The sequence below is a fragment of the Gillisella vitis genome (genome assembly GCF_001541345.2).
GTDB lineage: Bacteria > Pseudomonadota > Alphaproteobacteria > Rhizobiales > Rhizobiaceae > Allorhizobium > Allorhizobium vitis.
On sequence record NZ_LMVL02000003.1, the window covers coordinates 333395 to 345573 of the forward strand.

A 12179-nucleotide genomic window follows, 5' to 3' on the forward strand; every position below is an offset into this window, starting at 1 on the left:
ATATACGAACTCGGCGGGCGGTTTCAACGCCTGCCGCGCGGTGGTCTGGTTCCCGGTGTCTTGCCGGGGCCGGGACGACCGCGTCGCGTCGCCTTGTGGAAGGAACGGATGCCAGTCGGCATTTTCTTGCCTTCGCTGAGGATTTCAAACCGCAAGGCACCGGCAAGCGGCACAGCTTCCACCAGCTTGACGCTGACGCTGTCGCCCAATTGATAGCCAAGCCCGGTCTTTTCACCGGTCAAAGCCTGATGTGCTTCGTCATAGATGAAATAGTCGCGGCCAAGCGTCGAGACCGGAATGAAGCCATCAGCGCCATATTGCGGCAGAGAGATGAACAGACCGGATTTGGTGACGCCGGAGACCTGCCCATCGAATTCGTCGCCGATCCGGGTTGCCAGGTGATGGGCAATCAGCCGGTTGATCGTGTCGCGCTCGGCTGCCATGGCGCGGCGCTCGAAGGTTGAGATTTCGGCGGCGACATCGGCCAGCGTCGCTTCTTCATCGGATGTAATGCCACCTTCGCCCAGCCCCAGCGTGCCGACCAGCGCCCGATGCACGATCAGGTCGGCGTAGCGGCGGATGGGGGAGGTGAAGTGCGCGTATTTCAGCAGGTTCAAGCCGAAATGGCCGATATTTTCAGGGCTATAGACCGCCTGGCTCTGGGAGCGCAGCACCATTTCGTTGACGATGGTCTGGTGCGGCGTGTCCTGCGCCTTGGCGAGAATGCCATTGAACGAATTGGAGCGCAGGTTGCCGCCCTTGGCCAGCGAAAATCCGATGGTGGCCAGGAACTCGCGCAGCACTTCCTGCTTGGCCAATGTCGGCGTATCGTGGATGCGGTAGACCAGCGGCTGTTTTTTCTTCTCCAGCGTCTCGGCGGCGGCCACATTGGCCTGGATCATCATTTCCTCGATCAGCTTATGGGCGTCCAGCCGTTCAGGTACGAAGACCCGATCCACTGTGCCATCGGCTTTAAGGATGATCTTGCGCTCCGGCATGTCCAGTTCCAATGGCTGGCGCCGGTCACGGCCACGCTTCAGGATCGCATAGGCGGCCCAGAGTGGCTTCAGGATCGGCTCCAGCAAAGGTCCGGCCTTGTCGTCAGGCTTGCCGTCAATGGCGGCCTGCGCCTGTTGGTAGGATAATTTGGCCGCACTCTTCATCATGATCCGGTGGAAGGTATGGCCTGCCTTACGGCCTTCATGGGAAAACACCATGCGCACGGCCAGTGCTGGCCGGTCAACGCCCTCGCGCAGCGAGCAGAGATCGTTGGAAATCCGCTCCGGCAGCATCGGCACGACCCGATCGGGAAAATAGACCGAATTGCCACGCTTCAGCGCCTCGCGGTCCAGCGCCGATTTGCTGCGGATATAATAGGAGACATCGGCAATCGCCACGGTGACGATCACGCCACCCGGATTATCGGGTGAGGGGTCCGGCTCGGCATGAACAGCGTCGTCATGGTCCTTGGCATCATGCGGGTCGATGGTGACCAGCGGCAAGCTGCGCCAATCTTCCCGATGCGCCATGCTGGCCGGTTTGGCGGCATCCGCCTCGTCCAGCACCGATTGCGGGAAGATATGCGGAATGCCATGGGCGTGGATGGCGATCATCGAGATCGCTTTTTCCGAGGCCACCGAGCCGATCACCGACAGCACCTTGGCGCGGGCAAGGCCCAGACGGCTGGAGAGCCGCCCGACTTCCACCTCGACCAGATCGCCGTCGCGGGCGTCGCCGACATCGGCGGCCTCGATGACCATTTCCTCGCCGCGCCGCTCGATCGGCATCAGCCTGCCACCGGTATCACCGGCCATTTCGCGGTAGACGCCCAGCAGTGCGCCGCGCCGCTTGTCGATCACTTTGATGATCCGGGCGGTATAGGCTGGACCGGCGCGGTCCTTGGATGGGAAAATCTTCGCCAGAACCCGGTCGCCAAGTCCGCCAACCGGCGTCTTGCCCTTGGCACGGTCAGCGCTCGACTGGCGGATGGAGACCGCAGGGGCAGCGCCCAATTCATCCGGCCATTCGGCGGGACGCCCGATCAGGTCGCCATCCTTGTCGCGGGTGGTAATGTCCAGAACCGTAACTGGCGGCAATGCCCCAGGGCGGCTCAGCGACTTGCGATTCTTGTTGACCAGTCCGTCTTCTTCCAGCGCCCGCAGGGCTTCCTTCAACTCGATCCGAGCTTCGCCTTTCAGGCCGAAAGCCTTGGCAATTTCGCGCTTGGAGGCCCGGTCGGGATTGTCGGTGATGAACTGCATCAGGATCTCGCGGGGCGGCACCGCCCCGTGGATGATCACCGTTTCATTCTTGTCCGCTGCCTTTTTCGCCGCAAGCTCCGCCTTCCGCGTTCTGTTGGTGAGGCTGCGGGTGTCGGGTCGCGGGGATTTGCTCAAGGTCAGGCTTTCTCTGTTTTCGCGGCGGGCTTTGCCTTGGGCTTCGTCGCCTTCGGTTTGGCAGCTGCTTTCTTTGGTTTGGCGTCGGCGGCGTCATCATCCGCATCGGCCTTGGCGGCTTTCGCAGCCGGTTTTTTCGCAGGCGCCTTCTTTGCGCTGGCGGATTTGGCAGCAGGTTTCGCCTTGGTCTTGCCGCTGCCTTCCTTGGCAGCGCGCTCGACGATCAGGGCAATTGCCTCTTCCATGGTTACGGCCTGCGGGTCCATGCCTTTGGGAATGGTCGCGTTGATCTTACCCCAATTCACGTAGGGACCATAGCGGCCATCGCGTACGGTAATCGCACCGCCATCGGGGTGATCGCCGATTTCTTTCAGGGCGGCAGGTGCTGCGCGGCCACGGCCACCGGGGTTGGCCTGCTTTTCAGCCAGAACGGTGACGGCACGGTTTAGGCCGATGGTCAGCACATCCTCGATACCGTCGAGATTGGCATAGGTGCCATCATGCAGCACGAAAGGTCCGTAGCGGCCAAGCCCTGCGGTCATCATCTTGCCGGTTTCAGGGTGAAGGCCGACTTCGCGTGGCAGCGACAGCAGTGACAGCGCCTTATCGAAATCCACATCGGTCGGCGACCAGCCCTTGGGGAGCGACGAGCGCTTGGCTTCCTTGCCATCGCCACGCTGGACATAGGGGCCAAAACGGCCGCTGCGAAGCGTGATCTGTTCGCCGGTTGCGGGATCTTCACCCAGCGCCTTCGGCTCGTTGCCGACGGCTTCCGCTTCAGTGCTGCCATCGGCGGACAATTGGCGGGTAAAGTTGCATTCTGGATAGTTGGAGCAGCCGACAAAAGCGCCGTATTTACCAAGCTTCAGCGAAAGATTGCCGGTGCCGCAGACCTGGCAGATGCGGGGGTCCGAGCCATCCTCGCGCTTCGGGAAGACCAGCGGGGCCAAGGCTTCGTTCAGCGCGTCGAGCACGTTGGTGACACGCAATTCCTTGGTGCCCTCGATCTGGGCAAAGAAATTCTGCCAGAATTCGCGCAGCACGTCCTTCCAGTTCAACTCGCCAGCAGAAATCTTGTCGAGCTTTTCTTCAAGATCGGCGGTGAAATCATATTCGACATAGCGGGTGAAAAAGCTTTCCAGGAATGCCGTCACCAAACGGCCCTTGGCTTCGGGAATCAGCTTGCGCTTGTCGATAACAACATATTCACGGTCGCTGAGCGTCTTCAGCGTTGCGGCATAGGTGGAGGGCCGGCCAATGCCAAGCTCTTCCATCTTCTTGATCAGGGTTGCTTCCGAATAGCGCGGTGGCGGTTCGGTGAAGTGCTGGGTGGCGTTGACCTTTTGCTTGGCCAGCGCCTCGCGGGCGTTGATCTCCGGCAGGCGGCCATCTTCATCGTCGTCCTCGCTCTTTTCACCTTCTTCGCGGTGATCAGTGTAGGCAGCGATAAAGCCGTCGAAACGGATGACGGAACCAACGGCACGCAGACCGGCTTTTTCGCCCGCCTTGTCGGCAAGGATTTCAGCGGTGGTCCGCTCGATTTCGGCAGAGGCCATCTGGCTGGCAATGCCGCGCTTCCAGACCAGATCGTAAAGACGCAGCTGGTCGGCGTCGAGATAGCGGCGCACCTGATCCGGCGTCCTGGTAAAATCGGTCGGGCGGATGGCTTCATGCGCTTCCTGGGCATTTTTCGCCTTGGTGGAATAGAAGCGCGGCTTTTCCGGCATGTAGCGCGGGCCGAATTGCTGGGTAATCGCGGAGCGGGCAGCCTCAATGGCTTCCGGTGCCATTTGTACACCATCGGTACGCATATAGGTGATCAGACCGACGGTCTCGCCGCCAATATCGACACCTTCATAAAGCTTCTGGGCCACCTGCATGGTGCGCGAGGCGGAAAAGCCGAGCTTGGAGGAGGCGGCCTGTTGCAACGTAGAGGTTGTAAACGGCGGCGATGGGTTGCGCTTGACGGGCTTGGCCTCAATCGATTCCACCACATAGTTCGCGCCGTCGAGCAGGTCTTTCAGCCGGTTGGCCATGTCGCCATTGCCGACGCTGCGCGCTTGCAAGCGCTTGCCATCGGCCGAAACCAGGCGAGCCAGGAACTCATCGCCACGCGGAGTCTTCAGAAGTGCGGACAGGTTCCAGTATTCTTCCGAGACGAAGCGTTCGATCTCGTTTTCCCGGTCGCAAACCAGCCGCAGGGCCACAGATTGGACGCGGCCTGCCGAACGGGCACCGGGCAGCTTGCGCCACAGGACGGGCGACAGGTTGAAGCCGACCAGATAGTCCATGGCACGGCGTGCCAGATAGGCATCGACCAGATCGCCATCGATGTCGCGCGGGGCAGCCATGGCGTCGAGCACGGCCTTCTTGGTGATGGCGTTGAAAACCACGCGCTTCACCGGCTTGTCGCCAATCACCTTCTTCTTTTTGAGGAGATCCAGCACATGCCAGGAAATCGCTTCACCCTCACGATCCGGGTCGGTTGCGAGAAACAGAGCATCGGCCCCCTTCATCGCATCGGCAATGTCCTTCATGCGTTTGGCAGAGGCGGTGTCCACTTCCCATAGCATTTCGAAATCCTGATCCGGCAGGACCGAACCGTCCTTGGCAGGCAGGTCGCGGACATGGCCGAAGGAGGCGAGCACCTTATATCCCGGTCCGAGATACTTGTTGATCGTCTTGGCTTTGGCTGGGGATTCGACAACGACTACATTCATTCTGTTTCTCTGAACATGGCCCCGTTTGTTGCATATGGCGTCGATTCTGGCGAGGGTTCAAGCATCGATGGTTCGACATGGACAGGGATTGCGCCGGGGTCAAGTCCCCTCATGCATTTTATCCATTACACGTTTACACAACCGAAAGTTTATGAAAATGGTATTGCAATCATAAATCATTTCTGTATCCTATGTTGCATAGGTAGCAATAATACATATTCAGGTTGTATTTCCACGACGGGAACACGTAATGACGGGCAGTGGCGCAGCGGAACTTCATAGCCGGGAAAGCATAGCCTATGTGCGCCAGATGCTGGGCGAATTGAGGCTGGTCGCTGAAAAGGAAGGCGCACAAATGCTGTGCTACCTGATCGAGATGGCCTTTGAAGAGGCTGGTGATCTTCAACGCCGCCATAAAGTGCCAAGAATGATCTCAAACGCCAAACGATCGGTTTGAAATCTTTCAATACGCGAATGCGCGAAAGCCAGCTCTAATCCAGCGGCGCAATCGAAACCAGGCCACCGGGATGACGGTGCAGGCGACCGGCAATATCCAGTTCCAGCATCACCAGATAGACGGCAGATGGTGGCAATTGCGTGTGGCGAATGATATCATCGACTTCGACCGGCGTTATGCCAAGTGCATCGATGATCCGACTGCGATCCTGTTCACCGGGTGGCTGGTTGAAGGTCTCGCTTTCTTCATAGACAGGCTCTTCCACCTGCGGCTGGGAAAACAAGTCAATACTGCTGAGCGGCGATAGCGCCTCGAGAATATCCCTGGCCTCGGTGGTGATCGTTGCGCCGTTTTTCAACAATCCATTGGTACCGTGACAGCGCGGATCGAGCGGCGAGCCCGGTACGGCAAACACCAGCCGTCCGAAATCGGCGGCCAGCCGTGCGGTAATCAGTGAGCCGGAGCGGCTGGCGGCTTCGATGACCACAACCCCAAGTGAGGTTCCGGCAATCAATCGGTTGCGTCTTGGAAAATCACGGGCGCGGGGCTCCCAGCCAAACGGCATTTCGCTGATCGCCACACCCTTGCCATCCCAGATGTCTTTCAGCAGGTCGACATTCTCAGGCGGGTAGGGCCGGTCGAGTCCACCGGCCAGGGCGGCCATCGTGCCTGTTTCCAGGCTTGCCCGATGCGCGCCCGCGTCGATGCCGCGCGCCAGACCTGAGGTGATGGTGTAGCCGGTTATGCCGCAATCGCGTGCCAGCAGGGCTGCCATTTTCACGCCGCTGATCGAGGCATTTCGCGATCCGACAATGCCGATGGATGGGCGGATGGCGGTACTGCCCTGGCCTTTCATCGCCAGAAGCGGCGGTGCCGCGTCGATCTGGCGCAGCGCCGGTGGATAGTCCGGCTCGCCGATCCCGACGAATCGCGCACCGAATTTGCGGGCAAAGTCGAGCTCGCGTTCAGCCTCGGCCACTGTGGCAATGCGGATGGAGCGGGTGGCCCCGCCGCGCTGCGACAATTCCGGCAGCATGTCCAGGGCGCGTTCGGCGGTGCCGAAATTGTTGATAAGGTCGCGAAAGGTGGCTGGGCCGACGTTGTCGGAGCGGATCAGCCTCAGCCAGGCGGTTCTTTGTTTTTCCGTCAGGGCGATCCCCGAGCGTCCCGAACCGCCAGCCGACATGGTGTGCTATCCTTTTTTACCGATCTTGCTCTCGGTGCCTGAAATAAGTCTTTCAATATTCGCCTTGTGCTTGCCCCAGGTGATCACGGTCATTGCAGACGTGATCATGGCAGCTTCCGGCTGACCGAGTATCCACAATGCAACCGGAATGACAAGAGTTGCAACCAATGCTGATAGCGAGGAATAGCGGCTGAGAAAAGCAATCGACAGCCAGACGATGGCAAACACCAGCACCATCAACGGAAAAATCCCGAGCAATGTGCCGATATAGGTAGCCACGCCCTTGCCGCCCTTGAAGCCCAGCCAGACCGGGAACAGGTGGCCGATAAAGGCGGCAAAGCCGCCAAGCAGACCCGGCAGATGCACCGCATCGGATCCGAACAATTTCTGGGCGATCAGCGCCGCAGCCGTTGCCTTCAGGGCGTCGAGCAGCAGGGTGGCTGCGGCCAGCTTCTTATTGCCAGTGCGCAGAACATTGGTGGCACCAATATTGCCGGAACCGATATTGCGCACGTCGCCCAGGCCCGCCATCCGGGTCAGCAGCAGTCCGAAGGGGATGGAGCCGAGCAGATAGCCGATCGCCAGCGAGGCGATAAGGGCAGTGATCGTCACCTGGCTGTAATCGAGGCTGGGCATGATCGGTTCCTATAGGTTCAAGACAGAGAAAACACCGGACGGCCAGCCACATAGGTGGCGACGGCGCGACCGGAAAAGCGGGCGTCTTCAAAGGGTGTATTCTTGGAGCGAGACAGCAGCGCTTCCTTGGACACCAGCCAGGGCTCGTCCAGATCGATGAGCACGATATCGGCCTTTGCGCCCGGCTTCAACGTGCCAGCATCCAGCCCGAAAATTTCGGCAGGCCGGGTGGACATCGCATCGATCAGCCGCATCAGCGGCACCTGACCGGCATGATGCAGCCTGAGAGCCGCTGCCAGCAAGGTTTCCAGGCCGACCGCGCCATCGGCAGCATCGCCGAACGGCAGGCGCTTGGTATCGACATCCTGCGGATCATGGGCCGACACGATGATGTCGATATCGCCGCTCGCTAGGGCCTCGACCATCGCCACCCGATCATCCTCGGTCCGCAGCGGCGGCGCCAGCTTGAAGAAGGTGCGGTATTCGCCGATATCGTTTTCGTTCAGCGACAGATTGTTGATGGAAATGCCGCAGGTAACGTTTGCGCCGCGTGAGCGGGCAAGCTTGATGGCCTCCACCGAGCCTGGAACCGAAATCTTGGCGGCATGATATTTTGCCCGCGTCAGTCCGGCGATGCGCAGATCGCGTTCCAGCGGAATGATTTCGGCCTCTCTCGGCACGCCAGACAAGCCCAACCAGCTGGCAAACAGGCCCTCGTTCATCACGCCATTGCCGAGATATTTTTCGTGCAGTTCCAGCGAAATCACCGCGCCGAATTCCCGCGCATAGGTCATCGCCCGGCGCAGCACCAGCGTATCGTCCAGCCCATGGCGGCCATTGGTGAAGCAGACGGCACCCGCCTGTTGCAACAGGCCGAATTCGGTCATTTCCTCGCCGCGCAGCCGACGGGTCAGGGCCGCTGCCGGATAGATATTGACCGGCGATTTTTCCCGCGCCGCGTTCTTGATGAATTCCACCAGGGCGATGTCATCGATGACAGGATCGGTATCCGGCATCATCACGAAGGAGGTGACGCCGCCAGCCGCTGCGGCCTTGCCGGCGGAGGCCAGTGTTTCGCGGTGCTCACCACCGGGTTCGCCGACAAACACCTGCGCATCCACCAGACCCGGTGCCGCTACCAGTCCTTTGCAGTCCCTGATCTCGGCACCCTCTGGTGCGCCCTGATTGCGGGCATCGGCACCGGCGGCCAGAATGTGGCCGTCAGCACCGACGATAATGCTGCCAACCTCATCCAGCGAACGGGATGGGTCGATAATGCGGGCATTGTTGAAGACAAGCGGCTTGTTCATGCGCCAACTCCTTCGCTACGCGGGCCGTTATTGTCAGAGATCAGCAGCGATTCCATCACGGCCATGCGCACGGCGACGCCCATCTCGACCTGGCTTTCGATGACGCTTTGCGGCCCATCGGCCACATCGGAGGCGATTTCCACTCCTCGGTTCATCGGCCCGGGATGCATGACCAGGGCGTCTTCCTTGGCGGCTTTCAGCTTTTCAGCATCAAGCCCGTAGAAGTGGAAATATTCGCGGATCGATGGGACAAACGACCCTGCCATGCGCTCGCGCTGCAAGCGCAGCATCATCACCACATCTGCGCCCTTCAGGCCTTCCTTCATATCGTGGAAGACTTCGACGCTCATATCGGCAATGCCTGATGGCAGCAGCGTGGCGGGGGCCACGACCCTGACGCGCGCGCCCATGGCATTGAGCAGGAGAATATTGGAACGGGCCACGCGGGAATGCAGCACGTCGCCACAGATTGCGACGATGATCCGCGACAGCTTACCCTTGGCGCGCCGGATGGTCAGCGCGTCGAGCAGCGCCTGGGTTGGATGTTCATGTTGGCCATCGCCGGCATTGATCACCGCGCAGGCGACCTTTTGCGACAGAAGCGCTGCGGCACCGGCCGAGGCATGGCGCACGACCAGCACGTCCGGGTGCATGGCATTCAGCGTCATCGCCGTATCGATCAGCGTTTCGCCTTTCTTGACCGACGAATTGCCGACCGACATGTTCATCACATCGGCACCGAGCCGCTTGCCCGCCAGCTCAAAGGATGACTGGGTGCGGGTGGAGGCCTCGAAAAACAGGTTGATCTGGGTCAGACCGCGCAGGGTTGAGGTCTTTTTTTCGCGCTGGCGGCTGATTTTTACCGCTTCGTCAGCTTTATCGAGCAGATAGGTAATATCGGTTTCGGTAAGGCCCTTGATGCCAATCAAATGGCGATGGGGAAAGAAGACCATGCGCATGTTCTCCTAGAGTTTGTCAGGGAAAAATGGAAACCGGTTTTCCGAAAGACAAACGATAATAAAAGACTTCAGAATTTTCGGTTTCATGGCGAAACCAGGGACTCCGAAGGGATCGCGCGGTCTATAAAGACTGCGATGATCAGGAGCAAGCCTGCTTGAGGCGTGCAAGCCGTTGTCCCCCGTTTTGGACGGTTGACCTGACCCATGCTGTCGCAAATACGCGCAAACGTGTTAAAGACCATCGACAAAGATCGATTTGCGGCATTGCTGTAAGAAAAGATAAAAATTGGAACGCGGATGAGCCGTACGGAAGACAAATTGCTGGAACTCAATCAGCCAAGGCCCTGGTCCGGCGTGAACGCCTTTCGCACCGATCCGCTGGTGGTCGATATTACCAATGGCCTCAGCCGCAACCTGCGCGATGAATATGATACGCTTGGCCGTTATGTGACCTCGCATGAGGCGCAGGAACTGGCCCGCATGGCCAACCACAATCCGCCGGAACTGCGCACCCATGGGCCGCGCGGCGAGCGGCTGGACGTGGTGGAGTTTCATCCGGCCTGGCATGCGCTGATGCGCCGCTCCATGGCCACCGGCCTGCATTCCTCCGTCTGGGAAAATTTAGCTGATGCACGCGGCCAGGATCACAAGGCCCGCGCCGTGCGATTCTATCTCACCGCCCAGTTGGAATGCGGCCATCTCTGCCCGCTGACCATGACCAGCGCCTCGGTTGCCGCCCTGATGGGCTCGCCCCGGGTGCAGAAGGAATGGGCGCCGAAGATTCTGTCGCGCAAATATGACAGCTCTAACCGTCCCGCCATGCAGAAATCCGCCATTACCATTGGCATGGGCATGACGGAGAAACAGGGCGGCACCGATGTGCGCGCCAATATCTCCACCGCCACACGGGTGGGCGAGGGGATCTACCGGCTGTCCGGCCACAAATGGTTCATGTCGGCACCGATGAGCGATGGTTTCGTCATGCTGGCGCAAATGCCTGAAGGCGTCGGCTGTTTTCTGGTGCCCCGCCTGCTGGAAGACGGTTCGGCCAATGGCTTGCAGTTCCAACGGCTGAAGGACAAGATCGGCAATCGCTCTAATGCCTCCTCCGAGGTCGAATTTACCGATGCCTTTGGCTTCCTGCTGGGCGAGCAAGGCGGCGGCATCCGCACGATCCTGGAAATGGTGACGCTGACTCGGCTGGATTGCGCGCTGGCCTCTGCGGGCATCATGCGCGCCTCGATGGCGGAAGCTGTCCACCATGTGCGGGGCCGATCGGTGTTTGGCAAGAAGCTGGTCGATCAGCCGATCATGACCCGCGTTCTGGCCGATATGGCGCTGGATGTGGCGGCGGCAACGGCGCTGTCCTTCCGGCTGGCCGAGGCCTTCGACCGCGCCCGTGATAATCCTGCGGATGCGGCTTACGCACGGGTGATGACGCCGGTGGTGAAATACTGGGTCTGCAAAATGGCGCCGCCGCTGATCTATGAAGCGATGGAATGCATCGGCGGCAGCGGCTACGTGGAAGAACGCGCCATTGCCCGCCATTACCGCGAGGCCCCGGTCAATGCCATCTGGGAAGGTTCCGGCAACGTGATGGCGCTGGACGTGTTGCGCGTGCTGGCACGTGGCAAGGACCTGTTCGAAATGGTATTTGCCGAGCTGGAACGCGATCTCGGCCCATCCGGCCGCAAGACCGTCGAAGTGCTGCGCGCCGCCATGGCGCTCTGCGAACGCGACGAAGGTGCCGCCCGCCTGCTGGTCGAGCAAATGGCACTCGCCGCCGCCGCCGCCGAGCTTTACCGCATGGGGGCAGGCAAGATTGCTGACGCCTTTCTTGAGACGCGCCTGACAGGCGGGTGGCGCAATACTTACGGTGTGCTCGATGCGCGATTCGACAGCCGGTATTTGATTGATTTGCTGTATCCGGCGGTGGATTGAGACGCGGTTCCGGAACTCAGTTTTTACAAAGCTTGATACGCGCAAGGACGTGACGTCATCATGCAGATGCCCCGGATTGAAATCGTCGAGGATAACGTTACGTCGCAGCAGAAGGCGTCAATTCTCGATGCTTTGCTGACCTACAATAATGCGATGGCTCGGCACACTGTCTATGTCGAATTCGCGATTGTTTTGCGGCACCCGGAGAGCGGGGATGTTATTGGCGGTTTATATGGTCTGACGGATCACGGATGGAGTTTTGTAAAGCTGTTGGTCGTCCCTGAGGCCTATCGGGGATTGGGTCTTGGCCGACGCCTGATGGCGGAAGCAGAGGCGATCGCCCGCCGCCACGAAAGCGAAGGACTTTGGCTGGAGACCTTCGATTTTCAGGCCCGTCCGTTCTATGAAAAGCTTGGATTTCAGCTGTTTGGCGAGCTTGAGGCAGGCGAAAAAGCCCATGGACAATTTTTTCTGAAAAAGCGCTTTTAATGTGGGGTGAAGACCCGCCGCCAATCTATCCACAGCCCCACCTCCAAAAATTAACCTTAATAAAAGGTTTACGTTGTGCGGCATT

At 59.7% G+C, this 12179-nt stretch carries 9 protein-coding genes; 3 read left to right on the forward strand and 6 right to left on the reverse strand.

All coding sequences use genetic code 11. The annotated features are described in order from the left end of the window. Nucleotides 1–23: 23 nt before the first annotated feature. Both rnr and topA read right to left on the reverse strand, forming a co-directional pair. The gene (gene rnr / locus ASB66_RS11640; RefSeq protein ID WP_234612792.1) at nucleotides 24–2261 is read right to left on the reverse strand and encodes a ribonuclease R; all 2238 of its coding nucleotides are present in this window, start codon (nucleotides 2259–2261) and stop codon (nucleotides 24–26) included. Nucleotides 2262–2398: 137 nt separating this feature from the next. Beyond that, the gene (gene topA / locus ASB66_RS11645; RefSeq protein ID WP_060715747.1) at nucleotides 2399–5116 is read right to left on the reverse strand and encodes a type I DNA topoisomerase; all 2718 of its coding nucleotides are present in this window, start codon (nucleotides 5114–5116) and stop codon (nucleotides 2399–2401) included. A 250-nt stretch (nucleotides 5117–5366) separates the two neighbouring features. On the opposite strand from topA, the gene ASB66_RS11650 reads away from it, so the two are divergent. Beyond that, complete coding sequence (locus ASB66_RS11650; protein WP_060715746.1) at nucleotides 5367–5573, forward strand: hypothetical protein; 207 nt, start codon at nucleotides 5367–5369, stop codon at nucleotides 5571–5573. A gap of 34 nt (nucleotides 5574–5607) precedes the next feature. Here ASB66_RS11650 and dprA read toward each other — a convergent pair whose 3' ends face one another. The 4 genes from dprA to ASB66_RS11670 are packed head-to-tail and all read right to left on the reverse strand — an operon-like array spanning nucleotide 5608 to nucleotide 9658. After that, on the reverse strand, nucleotides 5608–6759 hold the full coding sequence (gene dprA, locus ASB66_RS11655; RefSeq protein ID WP_060715745.1) for a DNA-processing protein DprA: 1152 nt from the start codon (nucleotides 6757–6759) through the stop codon (nucleotides 5608–5610). A 6-nt stretch (nucleotides 6760–6765) separates the two neighbouring features. Next, nucleotides 6766–7395, reverse strand: coding sequence for a glycerol-3-phosphate 1-O-acyltransferase PlsY (gene plsY, locus ASB66_RS11660; protein ID WP_060715744.1), 630 nt, complete (start codon nucleotides 7393–7395; stop codon nucleotides 6766–6768). A gap of 17 nt (nucleotides 7396–7412) precedes the next feature. Next, nucleotides 7413–8705: a dihydroorotase gene (locus tag ASB66_RS11665; RefSeq protein ID WP_060715743.1), complete on the reverse strand. Its 1293-nt coding sequence runs from the start codon at nucleotides 8703–8705 to the stop codon at nucleotides 7413–7415. After that, on the reverse strand, nucleotides 8702–9658 hold the full coding sequence (locus ASB66_RS11670) for an aspartate carbamoyltransferase catalytic subunit (protein WP_060715742.1): 957 nt from the start codon (nucleotides 9656–9658) through the stop codon (nucleotides 8702–8704). The genes ASB66_RS11665 and ASB66_RS11670 overlap by 4 nt, the downstream gene beginning before the upstream one ends. Nucleotides 9659–9961: 303 nt before the next feature. On the opposite strand from ASB66_RS11670, the gene ASB66_RS11680 reads away from it, so the two are divergent. Both ASB66_RS11680 and ASB66_RS11685 read left to right on the forward strand, forming a co-directional pair. Next, the gene (locus ASB66_RS11680) at nucleotides 9962–11605 is read left to right on the forward strand and encodes an acyl-CoA dehydrogenase family protein (protein ID WP_015915688.1); all 1644 of its coding nucleotides are present in this window, start codon (nucleotides 9962–9964) and stop codon (nucleotides 11603–11605) included. A gap of 60 nt (nucleotides 11606–11665) precedes the next feature. Continuing rightward, nucleotides 11666–12094, forward strand: coding sequence for a GNAT family N-acetyltransferase (locus tag ASB66_RS11685; protein ID WP_060715739.1), 429 nt, complete (start codon nucleotides 11666–11668; stop codon nucleotides 12092–12094). Nucleotides 12095–12179 lie beyond the last annotated feature (85 nt).

Bases quoted from the DNA above. Each gene is read 5' to 3' on its own strand.
- ASB66_RS11665 (WP_060715743.1), bottom strand. From the start codon at position 8,705: ATGAACAAGCCGCTTGTCTTCAACAATGCCCGCATTATCGACCCATCC.
- rnr (WP_234612792.1), bottom strand. From the start codon at position 2,261: ATGCAGTTCATCACCGACAATCCCGACCGGGCCTCCAAGCGCGAAATT.
- plsY (WP_060715744.1), bottom strand. From the start codon at position 7,395: ATGCCCAGCCTCGATTACAGCCAGGTGACGATCACTGCCCTTATCGCC.
- topA (WP_060715747.1), bottom strand. From the start codon at position 5,116: ATGAATGTAGTCGTTGTCGAATCCCCAGCCAAAGCCAAGACGATCAAC.
- dprA (WP_060715745.1), bottom strand. From the start codon at position 6,759: ATGTCGGCTGGCGGTTCGGGACGCTCGGGGATCGCCCTGACGGAAAAA.
- ASB66_RS11685 (WP_060715739.1), top strand. From the start codon at position 11,666: ATGCAGATGCCCCGGATTGAAATCGTCGAGGATAACGTTACGTCGCAG.
- ASB66_RS11650 (WP_060715746.1), top strand. From the start codon at position 5,367: ATGACGGGCAGTGGCGCAGCGGAACTTCATAGCCGGGAAAGCATAGCC.
- ASB66_RS11680 (WP_015915688.1), top strand. From the start codon at position 9,962: ATGAGCCGTACGGAAGACAAATTGCTGGAACTCAATCAGCCAAGGCCC.
- ASB66_RS11670 (WP_060715742.1), bottom strand. From the start codon at position 9,658: ATGGTCTTCTTTCCCCATCGCCATTTGATTGGCATCAAGGGCCTTACC.